Origin of the sequence: Cupriavidus sp. UME77 (assembly GCF_014170355.1) — a bacterium.
Classification (GTDB): Bacteria; Pseudomonadota; Gammaproteobacteria; order Burkholderiales; family Burkholderiaceae; genus Cupriavidus; species Cupriavidus basilensis.
The window spans coordinates 29,050-47,694 of the sequence record NZ_LZZU01000006.1; the positions used below are offsets into that span (position 1 = coordinate 29,050).

The 18,645-nt window shown below is 61.8% G+C and carries 16 protein-coding genes and 2 pseudogenes; 4 read left to right on the forward strand and 14 right to left on the reverse strand.

Annotation, left to right across the window (positions count from 1 at the left end; translation table 11 throughout):
• Position 1: 1 nt before the first annotated feature.
• From A9975_RS01960 to A9975_RS37900, 4 genes are all read right to left on the reverse strand, one after another.
• A complete protein-coding gene (locus A9975_RS01960) occupies positions 2-2,602 on the reverse strand; it encodes a T6SS effector BTH_I2691 family protein (RefSeq protein ID WP_183031170.1) in 2,601 nt (866 codons plus the stop codon).
• Positions 2,595-3,506 carry a DUF4123 domain-containing protein gene (locus A9975_RS01965; RefSeq protein WP_183031171.1) on the reverse strand — a complete coding sequence of 304 codons (912 nt, stop codon included), beginning with the start codon at positions 3,504-3,506 and terminating at the stop codon, positions 2,595-2,597. Before A9975_RS01965 ends, A9975_RS01960 begins: the two co-directional genes overlap by 8 nt.
• Positions 3,507-3,515: 9 nt before the next feature.
• The gene (locus A9975_RS01970) at positions 3,516-5,990 is read right to left on the reverse strand and encodes a type VI secretion system Vgr family protein (protein WP_183031172.1); all 2,475 of its coding nucleotides are present in this window, start codon (positions 5,988-5,990) and stop codon (positions 3,516-3,518) included.
• Positions 5,991-6,214: 224 nt separating this feature from the next.
• Positions 6,215-6,352, reverse strand: coding sequence for a hypothetical protein (locus A9975_RS37900; protein WP_255503014.1), 138 nt, complete (start codon positions 6,350-6,352; stop codon positions 6,215-6,217).
• A 174-nt stretch (positions 6,353-6,526) separates the two neighbouring features.
• Between A9975_RS37900 and A9975_RS01980 the strand changes: the two genes are divergently transcribed.
• Positions 6,527-6,733 (forward strand): DUF6494 family protein, encoded by a 207-nt coding sequence (locus A9975_RS01980; protein ID WP_183031173.1) that lies wholly within the window; start codon positions 6,527-6,529, stop codon positions 6,731-6,733.
• 209 nt (positions 6,734-6,942) lie between these two features.
• Here A9975_RS01980 and A9975_RS38485 read toward each other — a convergent pair.
• Positions 6,943-7,116 (reverse strand): annotated as a pseudogene (locus A9975_RS38485) (cytochrome c-550 PedF); the annotation flags it as partial.
• A 161-nt stretch (positions 7,117-7,277) separates the two neighbouring features.
• On the opposite strand from A9975_RS38485, the gene A9975_RS01985 reads away from it, so the two are divergent.
• Positions 7,278-7,544: a VOC family protein gene (locus A9975_RS01985; protein ID WP_255503015.1), complete on the forward strand. Its 267-nt coding sequence runs from the start codon at positions 7,278-7,280 to the stop codon at positions 7,542-7,544.
• Between the two features lie 81 nt (positions 7,545-7,625).
• Here the strand turns inward: A9975_RS01985 and A9975_RS01990 are convergent, their stop codons facing one another.
• Positions 7,626-8,042, reverse strand: a complete 417-nt coding sequence (locus A9975_RS01990; RefSeq protein ID WP_150983387.1) for an organic hydroperoxide resistance protein — start codon at positions 8,040-8,042, stop codon at positions 7,626-7,628.
• Positions 8,043-8,202: 160 nt separating this feature from the next.
• On the opposite strand from A9975_RS01990, the gene A9975_RS01995 reads away from it, so the two are divergent.
• Complete coding sequence (locus A9975_RS01995) at positions 8,203-9,030, forward strand: alpha/beta fold hydrolase (protein ID WP_370563693.1); 828 nt, start codon at positions 8,203-8,205, stop codon at positions 9,028-9,030.
• Between the two features lie 122 nt (positions 9,031-9,152).
• Here the strand turns inward: A9975_RS01995 and A9975_RS02000 are convergent, their stop codons facing one another.
• The 4 genes from A9975_RS02000 to A9975_RS02015 all read right to left on the reverse strand — a co-directional run bounded on the left by A9975_RS02000 (position 9,153) and on the right by A9975_RS02015 (position 12,534).
• Positions 9,153-10,454 (reverse strand): ATP-binding protein, encoded by a 1,302-nt coding sequence (locus tag A9975_RS02000; protein WP_183031175.1) that lies wholly within the window; start codon positions 10,452-10,454, stop codon positions 9,153-9,155.
• A 14-nt stretch (positions 10,455-10,468) separates the two neighbouring features.
• Positions 10,469-11,212 (reverse strand): response regulator, encoded by a 744-nt coding sequence (locus A9975_RS02005; protein WP_183031176.1) that lies wholly within the window; start codon positions 11,210-11,212, stop codon positions 10,469-10,471.
• A 255-nt stretch (positions 11,213-11,467) separates the two neighbouring features.
• The gene (locus A9975_RS02010; protein WP_183031177.1) at positions 11,468-11,701 is read right to left on the reverse strand and encodes a 4-oxalocrotonate tautomerase family protein; all 234 of its coding nucleotides are present in this window, start codon (positions 11,699-11,701) and stop codon (positions 11,468-11,470) included.
• Positions 11,702-11,790: 89 nt separating this feature from the next.
• Positions 11,791-12,534 carry an SDR family NAD(P)-dependent oxidoreductase gene (locus tag A9975_RS02015; RefSeq protein WP_183031178.1) on the reverse strand — a complete coding sequence of 248 codons (744 nt, stop codon included), beginning with the start codon at positions 12,532-12,534 and terminating at the stop codon, positions 11,791-11,793.
• Positions 12,535-12,679: 145 nt separating this feature from the next.
• Between A9975_RS02015 and A9975_RS02020 the strand changes: the two genes are divergently transcribed.
• Positions 12,680-13,615 carry a LysR family transcriptional regulator gene (locus A9975_RS02020; RefSeq protein ID WP_183031179.1) on the forward strand — a complete coding sequence of 312 codons (936 nt, stop codon included), beginning with the start codon at positions 12,680-12,682 and terminating at the stop codon, positions 13,613-13,615.
• Between the two features lie 164 nt (positions 13,616-13,779).
• Here the strand turns inward: A9975_RS02020 and A9975_RS02025 are convergent.
• The 4 genes and pseudogenes from A9975_RS02025 to A9975_RS02040 all read right to left on the reverse strand — a co-directional run bounded on the left by A9975_RS02025 (position 13,780) and on the right by A9975_RS02040 (position 18,283).
• Positions 13,780-14,326, reverse strand: a pseudogene (locus A9975_RS02025) (DUF6496 domain-containing protein).
• 336 nt (positions 14,327-14,662) lie between these two features.
• On the reverse strand, positions 14,663-16,867 hold the full coding sequence (locus A9975_RS02030) for an OsmC domain/YcaO domain-containing protein (protein WP_183031180.1): 2,205 nt from the start codon (positions 16,865-16,867) through the stop codon (positions 14,663-14,665).
• Between the two features lie 430 nt (positions 16,868-17,297).
• Positions 17,298-18,038 (reverse strand): N-formylglutamate amidohydrolase, encoded by a 741-nt coding sequence (locus tag A9975_RS02035; RefSeq protein WP_183031181.1) that lies wholly within the window; start codon positions 18,036-18,038, stop codon positions 17,298-17,300.
• Positions 18,039-18,106: 68 nt separating this feature from the next.
• Positions 18,107-18,283, reverse strand: coding sequence for a hypothetical protein (locus tag A9975_RS02040; RefSeq protein WP_255503016.1), 177 nt, complete (start codon positions 18,281-18,283; stop codon positions 18,107-18,109).
• Positions 18,284-18,645 lie beyond the last annotated feature (362 nt).

Genomic DNA, 18,645 nt, shown 5'->3' on the forward strand with positions numbered 1-18,645 from the left:
CCTACTTGTTGTCCTTGAGACCCAATTGCACAAACGCCGCTGATTCCGACTCCAGGCTGCTATAGCGCTCGCCAATGGGCGCTTTACCGAAGTGGCAGCGCGTCGCCCATTTGAGGGTAGCGGGATCATCGAGAGTCAGGATGCCCACGTTCACGGCAAACAGCACTACGAGGAACGGCCAACTTGGAACGCCAACTAGAAAGGCTAGAAACTCCTCTGTTGCCAACGGTAGGACGGCGACACCCAGTCCGGAAATGGATGATGCTGAGTACAGAATCGCAAGAGAGGCGTTCCCCTTCATCCATTCATCGGAGGCGTGATATCCATCCAACCCCACGCCCACCACCGCCCCAGCAAAGCCGATCCAGCGCCCTTTGACCGCGAGTGTTTCACCAGTTTTGATCCACTCCGCCTTCGGTGGCGAACGCATGATGCGCCGCACCAGTGAATGCGTAGGTGCCTTTTCCATCGAGACACCCGCCTGTTCGGCGACGGTGCCGGCCATGGCCACTAGGCCGCCGATCAGCTTGGTGCCTTTCTCCGCCTCATCGAATTCGCCGGCGGCGCGGAAAGATTGCGTGGCGTGGTAGAGCGCCAGCCCTTGCAGGATGCAGGCGACCGCGCCGACGTTCACGAAACGGGAGCCCAGGACTGCCTTGACTTGTCGCACGCCGGGTACGTCGTTTTCCGTGCGCAGCCTGAGCGCGCCAAGTTCAGCATTGCTCGCCAGATCCTCGGTCCTGAACCAGACCAGGTTCGCGCTTTGCCTGAGCTTGCTGCTGGCCCGTCGCGCCCAGGCCGCAGCTTCCTCGCGGCGCTGGGTTCGGCCTAATTGCTTGTGGAGGGCTGGGTTGAGAGCCTCAAGATCCGCCAGCACCATCGCGCGAATCTGCGTGAAACTCGCGGTACGGGAAACCAGCCGCACGCCACTGAACAGGCTCATTCCATACAAGGCCAACCGGGCGGAAGTTGAACCCGCCTTGTTGGCCAGAGTTGGAATAATCTGATCAGCAAGTATCCACGTCAGGCGTGGCACCAGGCCCATCTTCGCCAGCGCTTCCGGTAGGGTGAGGCCCTGTGCCATGGCGTCCATCTTGTCGATGCCGCTTTTCAGGATACCGAAGATGGCCCCATATCCCTGGTCGGTCGGGTCCGGCACGGTGTCGATGATGGGCTTGTGGTCCAGCATCAGCGCACGCGCCAGCAGATTGCTGTGGTTCTCCGGATTCGCGTCGTTAAACCAGCGCTGGACCACCCTGCGGCATTCCACGGTATCCAGCGCATTTTCCAGGCATCGGGTAAGCGACTCGTTGTAGACGTAGCCATGCGGCAGCTCCAGCTTGTCATGGCGGTATTGCATGTAGGCGGCAAGCTGGAGGCTCACGAGCCATTGTGCGAGGGAAGCCGCGATAGGTGCGAGCACATTCTCGTTGAGTGCCTTGAGCCGTGGCGCCAGGTCCTGGTGGCGCTTGCCTGGCGCCAGTTCATCTTCATAAGGCTTCCAGGCGGCGTCACTGGCGGCCTTCAATCTCCCAAGGCGCGTGGCCTCCCGCGCGGCGTCTTCGCGCTTCCAGCGCTCGGCCGTGGCCTTGCCGTTGAACACAGCCTGAAAGAGCTCGTAAGTTGGAAATCCGTCTGGTGTGGTCGCCGTGCGCTCCGCCTCAGCAGTTGCCGCCTCGGCCTCCTTCGTGTGCTGCGCCTCCGCGTTGGCGCGAATGTTCTTTTCAAGCGTATTCAGGAACAGATCGGTTGCCTTGTCCCGGATGACGCCATTGTTGGCCTTCGGATGCAGCTTCGGATTGGTAAGTTTGCCCAGATCCTCTGCAATGCCGAGCGGATCGTTGAAGGCCAGCATCATCGCGTCACCGGGCGAGGTGCGTTCCATGGCTTCGTTGAGGATGGCGCCAGGTGTGGCGCCGATCAGGTCCACCGGCTTCCCTGCACCTGTCCGCGGTGGAGCGCTCAGATACCGGAACGCCTCTTCGTAGGGCTGGGGTTGCATGGCAAATGTTGCAACGCTCTTGCCCAATTCTGTGACGCGCGCCGCATGCGCCTGGCTATGGCTGCCCATCCATGCCTTCACATACAGAGACTGCATGTGCTTCTTGCGCAGGTCTGGCTGGTTCTTGTTGTCATCCAGTTGCGCCTGGGTCCACTGCACATGCGAGTAGGCATACCAGACGGTCGTCGCGTGCTTCGGGTCGGGAATCGTGAAGTACATCGACGTGTAGGCGTGACCGAAGCCCACGCTGCAAAAGAATTCGGTCGGCGGCCTGGGCGGCGCTGGGCGCTCGGGGATGAGCTTCCACAGGTGCCCGCCATTCAGCACGAGATAGCAATCCCAATGTTGCAAGGCTTCGTGGAACACGTACAGAAAGCCCGGCCGCATGACACGCAGCGTGTACTGCGCACCGCCGCCAAGCTGGGCCGGCGCATTCTCGATCTTGAAGTTGCCAGACAAGGCGGGGGCGCCTTGCTTGCCCTCCGGGCCGACCACGGCATACCGCACCGGCAGAATTGCCAAGCCGGGCAGATGGTCGCAGAACGAACAACCCTTGACGGGCGGCGTAAATTGATCCGCAAAATACTTGGCGTTATCCATGGTGTGAGGTGCTTGCGTTCTTCCTGGCGGTTTCCGCCATGATCTTCATGAGTTGCCAATCGTCGGAGGACAATTGGGCCAGCGCCTGGCGTAGGGTCATCTCGCCGCTGGCGACGACCGGCCACAATGCCTGCAATTTCGTGTGGTTCTCGAAGGGCTGACCAAAGGCAGCGGCATAGGTGGCGTAGTGCCGGCGGTCCAGGTCACTTGACACATGCAATTGCGTGGCGGCAAATCGCAGCAGCCGGTCCACGTTGGGTGCCTGCGCAATGGATGGCTTGGCGTTGCCCGCCAGACGAAGCAACACTTGTTCGATATCGGTGGTCTGCGTAACCGTCGGCCATTGGGTCGCATCCGGCCACCAGGGCCGGGGATCGGCACTATCTGGGTGTGCCTGTGATTGCGGCCTCTCGAGTTCGTACCAGCCGCCCGCCCAAACAATGCTCCACGTCTCGCACGGACCGAACAACGCTTGTAGTTGCGCCGGACGCAGCAGCCAGGCCATGTGCATGAAGACGCGCGGATCGTAAAAGCGCCAGAGGGCATGTCCCTCGGCGTGGTCGGTGCCGGTCAGGCACGCCGCCAAATGGCTGGCGACATCCTTCACGGCCGCTGGCCCTCGCAGCCACGCACAAACGACGGGCGGGTCGCCGCGCTGGACCGCTTGCCAGGTATGCAGCAGCAATGCGTGCCGAGCCTCGTGCCGGATCTGCGTTAGGTCCAGCAGCAACGGCATGAGGTGCGCGTTGTCGCCGATCCCGGCCGGCAGACACTCCTGCAAAGGCAGTTCCGACAGGTCCAGCGTCGCCGGATCGTGGTTCAGCAAGTCCAGCACCAGTACGCCGGACTCCCAGATGCGCGGCCAAGGCTTCGCGACCAGATGGTCGGTCGTGTATCTCGCCATGTCCGCCTCTTAATGAAGCGGCACGGTGCCCGCACCGCTGGCGGCCGCCCCCGCTGCGAGGTGGGCGCAAATCTTGGTGGTAGGCATCGCATAGGACGCCGACTTCGGCCCGGTCAACAGCTTGCTGCCCGCGTACACGGCCCATTTGCTGTCCGTCAGGTTCTCGATGCCCTCCGGCGTGATACGGATCTCGCTGCCTCCCACGTTCAGGCGAATGCCTTTCTTGCCGCTGATCTCGACCCAATCGGTGGTGGACACGATGCGCAGCACCTTCTGTGCGATCAGATCCAGGCCGTCCGATTGCGCCTGCACCTCGACCTTGCCCCTGGCGGCGAATAGCTTGATGCCGTCCTGCTGCACGAACAGCGAGAAGCGGTCTGTCGCTGTCGCGTAGATCCCGCCACCGGTCGAGAACGACAGGTGCTGGCCGCTGGTGAGCGCGATGTGTTCGCCGCTGGCAATATGCGTGCTACCCGGCGCGGAGGTCAGGATGCCGGCCTGGCTGGCGACGGTGATATGGGGCTCGCGGAACTCGGCCAGCTTTGCGCCGCCCTTGACGGCATCGGCCTGCTGGTGCAGGGCCTTGGCAACCTCTTGCTGCTGGCCAGTTTGTGCCTGGCCGTTGACCGCACTCTTTGCTAGCGAGTCGGCCAGCGTCAGCGCCTCCTGCATGAGCCCGATCACGTCCTCGACGCTCATCATGCCGCCCTCGGCCTTGTCGCGGCGGTAGGTGGTGAGCAACAGGCCCAAGGCCGCGCGCAAGGCGGCATGGCCGTCAGTGCGCGCTTCCAGCCCCTCGCCGCGCTTGTCCTGTCTCCCGGTGTTGTCAGGTATCCTGGTGAGATACCCCATGCTGATTTGGGAGGTCAGGTGGTCCGATGAAAGCTGCACCTGAATCTGCCCCTTGGTGTCATCGAGCACGAGGTGGTTACTGCGCGAGCCATCATGCTCGCGGCTGCGGATGCCGGTCAGTGCGTGGTGATCCGGCAGTCGCCACGGCGGCATGTTCGAACTATTGGCAATGGCCGCTGTGATGATCGGCTTGTCGGGATCGCCGCCGTCCAGGAACGACACCAGTACCTCAGAGCCAATGCGCGGAATGCTGATCTGCCCATGCTGCGAACCGGCCCACGGCGTGGCGACCCGCATCCAGCAGGCCATCTTGTTGAAGCGGTCCCACGGAAACTGCACGCGCACGCGGCTATAGGCATCGACATGCGCGACGTGTCCCTCTGGACCGACGACGGTCGCGCTTTGGGGGCCGCTGACGACCGGCCACGGAATGCTCAAATCGGGCCGGTAAATCTCCTGCGCCGGATGGCATTCGAACTCCACGCGGCAGTGCCAGCGCTGGCCTTCCCCGGAGGCTTGCGCGATATCCTCCAGCTTGAGCGTCGCGTCGAGAATCACATACTCGCGGTTGGCCGCCTGCTGGGGGTGGCCCTTGATGACCGTAATACAGCCCGGTATCACCGAGCGCAAATTGCCCGCGCCGAAACAACGCAGCCCCTTTGAGCGGATCGCTTCCATGCGGATGCGCGCGATCATGTCGCCTTCGTCCCACGGGCGGTTGTCGGTGCCAGGCTGGGCGTGCTCGCTCGGGAAGTCGTAGACCTCCTGATGCAGGTCTGCGGTGTTCAGACCGGTCTCGCGCGGGTCCGAACTGCTGGCGCTCAGGTCGCCGCGCGGCTGCGTGAAGCTGTAGGCGTTGGTGGTGTACTTGCCTGCGACCACGGCGTCCACCACGGTGAAGCTGTCCAGGTATTCTTCGTCAATCTTGACGCCGGGCGGGTGGATTTCGAGTGTTTGATAGGCTTCGCTCGGGTTGCGGTAGTAGCCCCCCGGCATGTCGGCCAGAATCAAGCGGTGTTTGCTATTTGAATGCTCGAAGAACCACGAGATCCCCCAGTGCTGCATGAGACGGGCAATGAACGTGTAGTCGCTTTCGTCGCATTGGGTGCGATAGGTGCGTCTGGGATATTTCGCCACGTCCAGCCTGCGCTCGACGGGGAAGGAATAGGCTGACAGCACCTCCTCGATGACCTCGATGTCGGTCTTGTTCTCAAAAATGCGGCTATTCCTGTTCTGCGAAGCAATCCACAGCCAGGGACGCAATGTCAGCCCATAGACGAAGTGCCGCCCCTCTGCGCGCAAGTACCTCGCCCTGTCCACGATGCCACCAATCTCGCGCGTCCCTGCACCAACGCCGCCCGCCATGCCAGTGCCCATGCCGTCCAGTTCGATGTGCACGGTCAACTCGCGTCCGTTCATCTGGCGCAGATCGAAGTTGCCTTCGGGACCGCGAAAGTTGTAGTCCTTGTCGGCGGTCTTGAGTTCGATCTCATATTCGAACAGGTCGCAAAGGGCTTCCTTTCCCTCCATGCGCACAAAGGTGAAGGGGGACTGTCCAAGAATCTCCGGCAAGGCGGGGCCGGAGACGGTAACAGTACGAGCGGAAAACGGCAGGTTGTCGCGGATACCCATGCGGGTGGCCTCCTGAGATGAGGATTACCGCAGGGCACCAGTGATACGCGCGAAGCACCTTCTGCGGAGCAGAAAGCGATGTTATCCGCAAAAAGTGTTAACTATTGACACATTTGTCGATATAGATATATTTCCAGATAAATCCTAGTCATCATGCGGCACATTTGACTCACGCCAGTCGTGGCGATGGGGCGTGGCCCAGTGTTGGCGCATCCAAGCGCTACTCATAGCGAATCGTCTTCTTTGGATTGCAATTCCTGCAGGGGCCGCAGCGCGGCGAGCAGCCGGTCAAGCATCATCACCCAGGTCAGCTTGCCGGTGAGATCCGGCATGCCCTGCTGCACGAAGGGACCGTTGAACACGATCTTCCCCAGGTTCCCGATCAGGCCGGACCCGACGTAAGCCAGATTGGGGAGTTCGCCGCCTTGCCCCCCCCCGGCATGCCATGGTTAGCCACGCAGGCCGTATCCACTTCAGGCAGCAAGAATGCAGCCCAGCGCCTAGTCTTTCCTTGTGGCAGCAGCCAGGAGAGCGCAATGAACGAAGAGACCTTCAACCTCAGCATTCGCAAGTTCCTCAAAGTTGTCGGCGTGAGCTCGCAGCGGGAAATCGAGCTGGCGGTGTCCAAGGCGATCGCCGCCGGCACCATCACCGGAACCGAACGCTTCCCGGTCGTGGTCACGCTGGAACTGGCCGCCTTGCAGGTCAAGGTCCGGTTCGACGGCGAGATTCAGCTCGAGTGAAGTCGCTTGCCAATGCACTGGCGCCCTATTGCGAGGGCGCCCTGGCGCCACCATCAGTTGGATGACCCGCTCGACGGGCGAAGCACAACCAACTGGGATCCACCATGCGGATCGCGCTCCATGCCGACACGACGGCAGGAGAACCTTACGGCGTTTGCAGCGACACCCCGTACTGCGCGAAGATCTGCTGCAGCTCGCCGCTGCGGCGGATCGCCGGTCCTGTATGGATTCTCCGGACGCCATTCTTCGCCGAGTTGCGGTGGTGTCTTGGTGTCCACAGCTTGCGGCGTGACGGCGCCATGAGCCGATGCGGCTTGGGGTATCGCACCGGCCAGGAGCGTGCAGATGGCAATCGGGGCAAGTGCGCGGCGTGGTGTTTTCATCAGTGTCAGCCTCTGCGTGACGCACATGCCCCTTCCCGGAGATTGCGACATGGCCATCCAGCTCAACCACACCATTGTCTTCTCTCATGACAAGCAGGTGTCCGCCGACTTCCTCTGCGAGATCCTCGGACGTCCCGCGGCCGTGCCGTTCGGGCCGTTTCTTGCCGTTTCTTGCCGTACGGCTGGACAACGATGCCACCCTGGACTTCATGGACGCGAAAGGCGATGTTGCCCTGCAACACTACGCCTTTCTGATCAGCGACGTCGAATTCGAGCAAAGCCTCGCCCGAATCCGCGCGCGCAATCTGATGTACTGGTCGGACCCGTACCGCCACCACCCCGGCGAGGTCAGCACGGACGATGGCTGCCGCCGGATCTATTTCGAAGATCCGAGCAAGCATCTTCTGGAGATCTTCACGAAGGGATAGGACATGTGCGCATCGTGCGGCGAGCATACCGAAGCCGGCGAGCGCATGCCGCCCGGCGGCATCGGCGGATCACGGCACGGGTCAGACCAGATGCAGCTCAACGTGGACGTTGCCGCGCGTGGCTTTCGAATACGGACAGATCTGATGCGCCGCTTCCACCACCGCCTGCGCCACCTCCCGGTCGAGACCCGGCAGGCTGACGTTCAGGCGAGCCTGCAGGAAAAAAGCGCCGTCGCTGGTGCCGAGGTCCACCTCGGTATCCAGTGCAAGGTCCGCTGGCAGCTTGATCTTCATCTGGCTGGCGGCGCGGCCCATTGCCCCGATAAAGCAAGCCGACCATCCCGCGGCAAACAGCTGCTCAGGGTTCGTGCCGGCACCGCTGCTGCCCGGTGAGGACAGCTTCAGATTCAGCCGGCCATCGTCGCTATGGGCTTGGCCATCGCGGCCGCCGGTGACGTGGACTTTGCCGGTGTACAGGACGTTCTCGATGCGGGTCATGATGTTTTCCTTGAGATGGGTTTGCGCTGGGCATTGCGCGGCCGGAGATCGCTTCGCGTGTGCTTGGCGTCGGGCCACGGAACGTATTAAAGGCGGTCGATGTATCAGGCACGTAGCACGTCGCAGCCTGTTCTGTCTGGATACGTATCCCCATTGCCACGTGATACAGACGCATACAATCCTGCATGGCTGGCCGTACGACATTCACAGCTTTGTCGACGTCGCGCCGGCGCTGGCGGCGGCGGGGTACCGCGTTATCGTGCCGTACGCACGCGGCTATGGCAGCACACGCTTCATGTCCGACGCGACGTTTCGCAACGGCGAGCAGGTGGCGCTCGCGCTCGACACCGTCGCCCTGATGGACGCGCTGGGCACCAGCAAGGCGATCCTCGCCGGCTACGATTGGGGCGCGCGGACCGCGTGCATCATCGCGGCGCTCTGGCCGGAGCGCTGCAAGGCGCTGGTTTCCGTCAGCGGCTACCTGATCGGCAGTGTGGAGGGCAACCTAAAACCGCTTGCGCCGCAGGCCGAGCTCCAATGGTGGTATCAGTTCTATTTCGCCACCGAGCGCGGGCGGATCGGCTATGAGCAGCACCGGCACGCGTTCACGAAGCTGATCTGGCAACTCGCCTCGCCGACATGGAAATTCGACGACCGCACGTTCGATCGTAGCGCCGTGGCTTTCGACAACCCGGATCACGTCAGCATCGTGATCCACAACTACCGCTGGCGGCTCGGCCTTGCCGAGGGCGAAGCCCGATACGCCGATCTGGAACGGCGGCTTGCTGCGTTTCCGAGCATCGGTGTGCCAACCATCACGATGGAAGGTGACGCCAATGGCGCGCCGCACCCGGAGCCGAGTGCCTACGCCAGCAAATTCACAGGTAAGTATCAGCATCGCCTCATCACAGGTGGCATTGGCCACAACTTGCCGCAGGAAGCGCCGCAGGACTTTGTCAGTGCCGTGATCGACGCGGACCAGCTCTGATGCCAAGTTGCATGGTCGGGCTCGTTGCCGCGAGCGTGGCCAGGCTGCCTGGAGGTGGACAGCGGCGCATTGAAACCGACGCCCCGCCTAGCAACCAAGCAGGCCTGCCCCCTCCCCTTTGATCAGCCTAGCCTGACGATCGCTGCCAGCCCGCCCCCTTCGCGGTTGCATAGCTTGAGCGAGCCGCCGATGGCCAGCGCAAGCTGATGTGCAATCGCGAGGCCCAGGCCGGAGCCGCCGGTCTCGCGGCTGCGCGAGCATTCAAGCCGGACGAACGGCTGCAGCACGGCTTCGAGCTTGTCCTCCGGGATGCCCGAGCCGCGATCGAGCACCTTGATGATCACGGTATCGTGCTCGCGCTCCACGCGTAGTTCCGCCGCGCCGCCGAACTTGATCGCGTTGTCGATCAAGTTGGTCAGGATCCGGCGCAGCGCATGGGGGCGCGTCGCGATGGTGCCGCCGATGCTCTGCTGGATGGTCACTGCCTTACCGATGTCCTGATAATCGTAGGCCAGGCTCTCGATGAACGATCCTAGGTCGATGCGTGATGGCTTCTCGCCATCGCCATGCGTGGCGCGCGCGTACGCCAGCCCTTCCTGCACGAGCCGTTCGATCTCGGCCAGGTCCTGCACCATCTTGCGCTTGCCCTCGGAGTCCTCTGCCAGCTCGGCGCGCAGTTTCATGCGCGTGATCGGCGTCTGCAGATCGTGTGAGATGGCCGCCAGGATCTGCACGCGCTCCTCGATGAACTGGGCGATGCGCTCGCGCATGGCATTGAACGCCCGCGCGGCGCGCGTCAGCTCGGTGGGGCCTGTTTCAGCCAGTGGCGGTGATTTCATGTTGGGATTGAGCGTATCCGCGGCATCGGCCAGTGCCACCAGCGGCCGGATCGACACGCGTACGGCGAACCAACTGCAAAGGACCAGCAACAAGAGCTGGATCACCAGCACATAAGGCAGCCACTGCGCGATCGGGACCATGCGCGGATGCACGTCGATGGTCAGGGGGCTGCCGTCGCTCAGCGTCAGGTGCGCCTGCAACTGCTTGCCGTCGCCCGGGATCGACTCCACGGTGACGGGAAAGCGGCCTTCGCTGGCTTGGGTGATCCGCTCGGCAATATCCTTGCCGCGTGGCGTCATCTCGGGCACGCCCGGCGAGCCCGGCCCCAATATGTATTGATAGTTGCCGCGATTCACGCGCGGCAACCATTGCGCACGCTCGGCGGCGGGAACGCGGTCGAGGATGGCAATCGAGGTGGCCACGTCGGTTTCCAGCGTGCCGAGCATGACTTCGCGCGCTGTCATGTAACGCTCGGAGAACAGCACGCCAAACGACAAACCATGCGCGACCACCAGCCCGGCAAGCAAGATCAGGAACAGGCGCGAACCCAGCGAGCGCGGCCAGGGCCAGAGGCGCGTGCTCATTGTGCTCGTTGTGCTCATTGGCGGGCCTCCGTGATCTGCACCGGCGTCGCAAGCACGTAGCCCTCGCTGCGCACGGTCTTGATGTAGCTGGGTTCGCGCGCGTCATCTCCCAGGCGCTGGCGCAGCCGGCTGACCAGCAGGTCGATGGAGCGCTCGAACATGTCCGCCTCGCGGCCCTGCGTGAGGTTGAGGAGTTGGTCGCGGTTGAGCACGCGCTGCGGATGGTCGACGAACACGCGCAGCAGCCGGTACTCCGCGCCGCTCAGCGTGACGATGGTGCCGTCGCTGTCGATCAGGTGGCGCGCGGTGGTATCCAGTTGCCAGTGACCAAACGCGAGCATCTGCCCTGCTTCGGTGATCTGCAGATTGGGCGGCAGCATCCTGGTACGGCGGAGCACGGCCTTGATGCGCGCCAGCAGCTCGCGCGCGGCAAAGGGCTTGGCGAGATAATCATCCGCGCCCATTTCGAGGCCGATGATGCGATCCGTTTCATCGTCGCGCGCGGTCAGCATCAGCACGGGCGTGGCCTTGTGCTTTCCGGATCGCAATTCGCGGCACAGCACCAGGCCGTCATCACCAGGCAGCATCAGATCGAGCACGATCAGGTCGACGGTATTGGCCTCCAGGAACGACCGCATGTGGCGGCCATCCGGCGCCACCGTCACACGCAAGCCGTTCTTGGTGAGATAGGTCGAAACGAGTTCACGGATTTCCCGGTCGTCATCGACGATCAGGATATGGTCGACGTGCGCTTCCATCGGGTTCACCTCGGCGGGATTGGGGGTGTTCGGCCAGTCAGCTTCGCCGCCATTGTATGGCGGCCTTCAGCACCGCGAGTATCGCAATGTATCTGGCCGCCGCACTGCCACACAGAGGTACATGCTCGCCTGTTTTCGCCCCATCCAGGCGGTGTCCGCAGTGCCTGATGGAGGACTTGCCCAGCCGCACCTTCCGAAGTCGGCCGAGCGCCTGATCGATTCCCAAGCCCCGATCTTTCCGCCCAAGGCGGCTTATCAGTTGTCCCGCGCACCGAAGGCTGAAGCGGGATTCGACTGCTTGCGAATCTCGGTGGTCGTCCGGCCCCCGAAGCCCCAGTTGTCCGTATCCACCTCTTCGATTGCGATGTGCGTCCATTCGGGCGGTTTGTGCAGCACGCGCTCCAGGGTCTCGGTCACTTCCTTGATGACCTGGGCTTTCTGCTCGGCGGTGGTTCCCTCGCGGGTAATGCGAATGCTGACGAAGGGCATGGCGGCCTCCTGCATGGATTGACGTTTCGAGATGAGCGCGATGGATTCCGGGGCGCGGCAGGACATAGGTCCGGCCGCGGCTGCCGGCTTCAGCGGCCGGCGCTGAAGCCGCCGTCCACCGGCAGCACGGTGCCGGAGACAAAGTCGGCCTTGGCCAGGTAGAGCACGGCGTCACTGATCTCGGCAATGTTGGCGATGCGGCCCAGCGGGTGCAGGCTGCCGAGTGCCGCATGAGTTTCGGCGGCATGCATCGGGGTGTCCACGACGCCCGGGGCGACCGCGTTGACCGTCACGCCGTGGGGCGCCAGTTCCAGCGCAAGCGCGCGCGTGGCCTGGTTGATGCCGCCCTTGAGGGCCACGGCCAGCAGCGCTGGCACACCACCGTGAGGCTGAAGCGCCAGAGACGCCGTGATATTGATGATCTTGCCGCGCTTGCGCTCGCTCATGTGCCTGGCCGCTTCCTGCGACGGATACAGCACGCCCTTCAGGTTGGTGGAGATCTGCTCTTCCACTTCATCCGGCGTGAACTGCACGAAGGGCTTGGCGGCGAAAATGCCCGCGTTGTTTACCAGCACGTCGACCTTGCCGTACTTGGCAATGGCCTGCGCGAAGACCTGGCGCGCCGATTCGGGCTTGCCGACGTCACCCGCGACACCCAGGAAGCGCTCGCCGGCATTCAGCCGTTCAGCGGTGGCTTGCAGGCGCTCGGTGGAACGGCCGGTGCCGACGACGTTGTAGCCCGCCTTGAGGAAGGCATCGGCCAAGCCCAGGCCGATGCCGCTAGTGGCGCCGGTGATGATGACGGTGTTGTCGGTGTTGTCGGTGTTGCTCATGATGGTCCTCCGGTGGATCCAGATTCAGGTTCAGGGTCCGGTGCCGGACTCCAAAGCCGTCACCGGTGTGGAGGGACTATATTGCCGCTGTGGAGCGCAATAAACGGGGTTTGCTACACTTGTCCTATTACATGGCGTAAAGAATATGCACCGGCAATTCGACGACATCCTGCTTGGCAGCATCGAGCTGTTTTGCCTGGCCGCCGAGGCCGGCAGCTTCACGGCGGCCGCCAATACCGCAGGCGTCACGCCTGCCGCCGTCAGCCGCTCGATCTCGCGCCTGGAAAAGCGCCTGGGCGTGCGCCTGTTCGTGCGCTCCACGCGCAGCATCCGGCTGACTGAAGGTGGCAAGGAATACTTCGAGCAATGCCGCGCCGCGCTCAATCAGTTGGTCGAAGCCGAGCGCAAGGTCACCGGCGAGCAGGTGCAGCCCTCGGGCACGATCCGCATCAGCGCGCCGACCACCTACGGGCACCATCGGCTGTTGCCGCTCCTGCCCGCGTTTCGCGCCAAGTACCCGCTGATCAAGGTCGAAGCCCACATCAGCAACCGCAACGTCGACTTCCATGAGGAGAACTTCGACGTGGCGATCCGCTTCCGCGCGCAGCCGGACTCGATGATGGTCTCCCGGCACCTTGAAGACGCGGCACTGGTGGTGGTCGCGAGCCCCGCCTACCTGAAGCGCGCAGGGGTACCCAGAACGCTGCCTGACCTGGACCAGCACGAGTGCATCCAGTTCGATCTACCGAGCAGCGGGCGGCAGATCTCGTGGCTGTTCAAGGAAGGTGGGCACGAGAAGGAGATCTTGTCGACGGGCAGCTACATGTGCGCGGAAGACGTGCTGGCCGGCGTGACGCTGGCCAAAGCGGGCGCGGGGCTGTTCCAGACCTACCAATTCGTCGTGGAGCGGGACCTGGCGCAAGGCGAGCTGGTCGAGGTACTGCAAGCTTTTGCCGGGCGCATGCGCCCCGTCAGCCTGATGTATCCGCACGGCCGCCTGCTGCCGTCGCGCGTGCGTGCATTCGTCGATTTCATGATGGAACAGGCGCGTCCGCCAGCTGCCGTTCAACACGGCGCTTGACGACGTTGACAGCCGTATTGAGCATGATTTTCGGTGCATCGGTCGCGGGAAGGCGCGGCGACCTGCTGCGTATGTCACGCTCGGGCCACGCCGCCATGTGTAATTTGGAGCCGGATTTTGTAATTTCAGCCAACACATCAGCTCCTATGCGAGCTGGGTATCGACTAGTGCGAGCGGCTTGCCTCCTTGTTTGTCGCGCGCGTTCGCGCGGCCTTGCGGGCCGCTTCGGAGCGTCCAGCCGGCCCCTTGGTGCTGGCGGCCTTCTTGGCGGAGGCTGAACGATCAGCAGCAGTGCGGGTGCTTGCCGCGCGCTTGGCCTGGGCGGACAGCGCCTGACGTGAAGCGCCCGCTGTGCCCTCGCGCTTGAGCGCCTTGATGGCAGCGCGCGCGCGTGGCCTTGCTTTCCGAGCTGGCCTGTCGCGGCGTCACCTTGCCGTTGCCACCCTTGCCGGCGGACTTGGGCGGCGTTGACTTGGTGCCTGCGGGCCGGGTCCGCGCCCTTGTCGCGCCCTTCTTCGGCGGCACCTCAATGCCAGCGCGGCGTGCCTCCGACAAACCGATCGCTATGGCTTGCTTAGCCGAGCGCACGCCGTGCTTACCCTGGCGCACTGCTTCGATCTCGTCGTGAACGAAATGGCCGGCCTGCGTGGTCGGTGCCTTGCCCGCCCGCTGGTCTGCTCTGGCCTTGGCTATGCTTGATGCTCTTGGCATGGTCGTCTCCATGACTGTCAGCGGTCATCCGCGGCGCTGATATCGGAGCCCGCCATCTGCCAGCGGGCTAAGAATGCTCGACGCAATTGCCGTTCCAGGCTCGCATGCACGGGACCGCTATCGCCAAACAGCAGATGCACTGCTCAGGCGGAAGCACTGCGTGCGCAGGACAGCAACTTGTCCATCCGGGTTCTCTCCGTGTGATGCTGCCGGTCAATGCCAGATATTTGGGATGCACCCAGACGTAACTAAGCCCGCGGCATCGCGGGCTTAGTTCACTGACTACCTTTTATTGAAATGATTGACCCAGCCTTCATCCAGCCATGGTTCGTAACCCTAACTGGCTATAGCCGCCGCATTGGCCCGCGCCTTATGCAGTTTTTTGTAGCTGTCGATCAGGCGGTGGTGCCTGTCGAGGCCCTCCAGTTTCATACTCGTTGGCGTTAGCCCGAAGAAGCGCACGCTGCCGTCCACTGACCCCATTACCGCATCCATCCGAGCGTCGCCAAACATCCGACGGAAGTTGACCGCGTAGTCGTCTAGTTCCAGGTCGTCGTCTAGCAACACCTCCAGCACCACATTCAAGGCCTGGTAAAACAATCCGCGCTCGACCGAATTGTCGTTGTATTGCAGGAACGCGCCCACCAGTTCTTGCGCCTCCTCAAATTGCTGCAAGGCGAGATGAATCAGCAGCTTCAACTCGAGAACCGTTAGCTTCCCCCAGTCCGTATTCTCGTCAAATTCGATGCCGATCAAAGTGGCAATATCGGAGTACTCATCCAGCTCACTGTTATCCAACCGCTCAAGCAGATCTGCCAGGCCGGCATCATCCAGGCGATGCACGTTCAGAATATCGGCGCGGAACAGCAGGGCCTTGTTTGTGTTATCCCAGATCAAATCCTCTACCGGGTAAACTTCCGAATAACCGGGCACTAAAATCCGGCAGGCCACGGCGCCCAACTGGTCATACACCGCCACGTATACCTCCTTGCCCATGTCTTCGAGAATGCCGAACAACGTTGCGGCTTCCTCGGCATTGGAGTTTTCACCCTGGCCAGAAAAATCCCACTCAACAAAGTCGAAATTCGCTTTGGCGCTGAAAAAGCGCCACGACACCACACCGCTGGAATCAATGAAGTGCTCGACAAAGTTATTTGATTCCGTCACGGCGTTGCTGACAAAGGTGGGCTGAGGTAAATCGTTCAGGCCCTCAAAACTGCGCCCCTGCAGCAATTCCGTCAGACTCCGTTCCAGCGCCACCTCGAAGCTCGGGTGCGCGCCGAACGAGGCAAAGACACCGCCCGTCCGCGGGTTCATCAAGGTGACGCACATCACCGGATAGGTCCCACCCAGTGACGCGTCCTTTACCAGCACCGGAAAGCCCTGCTCTTCCAACCCCTGAATCCCGGCCAGAATGCCAGGGTATTTCGCCAGCACTTCGTGCGGCACATCAGGCAATGCGATTTCACCTTCCAGAATTTCGCGCTTTACCGCCCGTTCGAAAATTTCGGACAGGCATTGCACCTGTGCTTCCGCCAGCGTATTACCGGCACTCATGCCATTGCTGACGAACAGGTTTTCGACCAGGTTGGACGGAAAATACACCACTTCGCCGTCCGACTGCCGCACATACGGCAGCGAACAGATACCGCGCTGTACATTACCGGAGTTAGTGTCGTACAGATGCGAGCCATACAACTCGCCATCGGCATTATAAATCTGCAGGCAGTACGCATCCAGAATTTCAGCCGGCAGCGCATCCTTGGGGCCAGGCTTGAACCAGCGCTCGTTCGGGTAATGAACAAAATCCGCATTGGCGATGTCTTCGCCCCAAAACGTACCGCCATAGAAATGGTTGCAATTCAGGCGCTCGATAAACTCGCCCAACGCCGACGCCAGTGCGCTTTCCTTGGTCGCTCCCTTGCCATTGGTAAAACACATCGGCGAGTGCGCATCGCGGATATGCAGCGACCACACATTGGGAACGATATTGCGCCATGAAGCGATTTCAATCTTCATGCCCAGATCCGCCAAAACGCCCGACATATTGGCGATGGTTTGCTCCAACGGCAAATCCTTGCCCGCAATATAGGTGCTGGCGTCAGAATCCGGTTTCAACGTCAGCAACGACTGAGCATCGACATCCAGGTTCTCTACTTCTTCGATGACAAACTCGGGGCCGGCTTGCACCACTTTTTTCACCGTACAGCGCTCGATAGAGCGCAAAATACCTCGACGGTCTGCCTCGGAGATATCCGCCGGCAACTCAACCTGAATCTTGAAAATCTGCTGGTAACGGTTCTCCGGATCAACAATATTATTCTGCGACAGGCGGATATTCTCGGTAGGAATATTGCGGGTTATGCAGTACAACTTCACAAAGTAAGCGGCACACAAGGCCGATGAGGCCAGAAAATAATCGAAAGGACCAGGCGCCGAGCCGTCACCCTTATAACGGATAGGCTGGTCGGCCACTACGGTGAAGTCATCGAACTTGGCTTCAAGACGTAGCTTATCGAGAAAATTGACTTTAATTTCCATGGGGGAATTCTGAAAATGGTGCACAAAATGACGTAGCCACTACTATCCGCCGCCACGCTGGTGCCGTGCAATGCATCGAAGCTCTCGCAAACGCTGCCGCGTACGGATAATTTTTCAGGCGAACGCCATGGCGCAGGACATGGCTGGGACCGGCGAGCTTCCATGTGCCACGCCGACATCCACGGCAGCGCCAAGTGCCGTTGTACCAAACTGAATCGCCACGAGTTGCTCCAACACTCTCCAGAATGCGAGAAAAACCAGGCGACAATCCGAAATATAAAGCCCTGTGAAAACAGGGCTTTAATAGTCAATCAACTAGCGAATAATTTTTCCCAGCGGGGTTTTTACTCCCACTCGATCATCAACAGGCCGCCCAAACCCGCATGGCTAAAGGGACCGGCCGTGATCAGCATGGGACTTTACCGTCGCTTTACCGTCGGCCGCGCTGAACTTTTGCTGGCGCGGGAGATGGAGCGATTTGCGGGGCGACGACTCTGACCGCGCCATTATAAATCAACCCAGAGGATACAAAAGGTGCTGGGCCCGCCACCGCAAGCCCTGGGCCTCGGTGAACTTCATCACCGCGAGCGCGGATATAGGCCGCTACCTGCTCAAGCACCTGGCTCAGATGCGTCTGCAGCGTGGCAAATCCCTCGTGTTTCGCAAAGCGCGCTTCGTCGAGATAGAGCGCCCGGTTGATCTCGATCTGCAAGCTGTGCCGCCCGCGTGTCGGGTCCGAGTAGGCCGCGACCAGTTGCGCGCCCTTGTAGGGAGTATTCACGCCAACCTCGTAGCCCAGGCCGCGCAGCGCGTCCACCACGACCGCGACAAAGTCCGTCGAGCAGCTCTTGCCGTCGCGGTTGCCGATGACAAAGTCAGGCCGCATGGCGCCATTGTCGATATTCATCGCATTGCCGCGTGATTTCATCGAGTGGCAGTCGATATGCCAGACGGCGCCGAAACGGGCGTGCCGCGCTTCGATCAGGCCGGCCAATGCGGCGTGGTAGGGATCGTAGTAGGTCGCAAGCAGACGCTCCACCAGTTCGGGCGACAACTTGCCGTTGTAGACAGGCACGCCGGGCAGCGCGAAGCGGCGCAGCACGCCCATGCCCCGGCGCGCCTTGTCGCTTGGATGGATCGGGTAAGGCAGTAGAAGATAGGTCGGATTCATGAATGCAGGAGAGTGGGCTTTGGAATAGCCATCCCGGCCGGCAACGCCCTGCCGGCCGGGGCGGTGAATCAGAACTTGTGCTGGATGCCGATGCCGTAGGTGGTGACAAGATTGCCGGCCACCCGCGAGTTCGGATCCTCGCGGTCGAAGAACACGTACGGCATGGTGCGCTTGCTGAGGTTATAGCCGTAACCGGCCTGCAGCTTGCCGAGCCTGCCGCCGCGATCGCTTTGCCGATGCGCCACACCCCGCTCTCCACCACGCTCGATACGGATGCGCGCGTAGTACCAATGGAGATGGTGGCACCGGAGATGCGCGCCGCTTCTGCGAGCGTTGCCATCGACATGCAAATGCGCATGTGCACGCGAGGCAGAGAGAGAACGCTGAGAGAATGACAGTGCCGGTTCGATCAATCCGGATGGGCGCTGGAAGTATTGATCGGCTTGCCTGCGATCGGCGAGAAGCTGGCATTGAAGACAGCGAGGCGCAGCTAGCCAGGCGCGTAATTCCCGCTTTTTCGGGGCCACAAAAAACAGAACCCCGGAAGACCGAAATCTGCCGGGGTTCCGCCGCCGGCAGCGGCGGCCAACTACTTTCCTGCTAGAGC

Bases quoted from the DNA above. Each gene is read 5' to 3' on its own strand.
- A9975_RS01960 (WP_183031170.1), bottom strand. From the start codon at position 2,602: ATGGATAACGCCAAGTATTTTGCGGATCAATTTACGCCGCCCGTCAAG.
- A9975_RS01965 (WP_183031171.1), bottom strand. From the start codon at position 3,506: ATGGCGAGATACACGACCGACCATCTGGTCGCGAAGCCTTGGCCGCGC.
- A9975_RS01970 (WP_183031172.1), bottom strand. From the start codon at position 5,990: ATGGGTATCCGCGACAACCTGCCGTTTTCCGCTCGTACTGTTACCGTC.
- A9975_RS01980 (WP_183031173.1), top strand. From the start codon at position 6,527: ATGAACGAAGAGACCTTCAACCTCAGCATTCGCAAGTTCCTCAAAGTT.
- A9975_RS01990 (WP_150983387.1), bottom strand. From the start codon at position 8,042: ATGACCCGCATCGAGAACGTCCTGTACACCGGCAAAGTCCACGTCACC.
- A9975_RS02000 (WP_183031175.1), bottom strand. From the start codon at position 10,454: ATGAGCACGCGCCTCTGGCCCTGGCCGCGCTCGCTGGGTTCGCGCCTG.
- A9975_RS02005 (WP_183031176.1), bottom strand. From the start codon at position 11,212: ATGGAAGCGCACGTCGACCATATCCTGATCGTCGATGACGACCGGGAA.
- A9975_RS02010 (WP_183031177.1), bottom strand. From the start codon at position 11,701: ATGCCCTTCGTCAGCATTCGCATTACCCGCGAGGGAACCACCGCCGAG.
- A9975_RS02015 (WP_183031178.1), bottom strand. From the start codon at position 12,534: ATGAGCAACACCGACAACACCGACAACACCGTCATCATCACCGGCGCC.
- A9975_RS02020 (WP_183031179.1), top strand. From the start codon at position 12,680: ATGCACCGGCAATTCGACGACATCCTGCTTGGCAGCATCGAGCTGTTT.
- A9975_RS02030 (WP_183031180.1), bottom strand. From the start codon at position 16,867: ATGGAAATTAAAGTCAATTTTCTCGATAAGCTACGTCTTGAAGCCAAG.
- A9975_RS02035 (WP_183031181.1), bottom strand. From the start codon at position 18,038: ATGAATCCGACCTATCTTCTACTGCCTTACCCGATCCATCCAAGCGAC.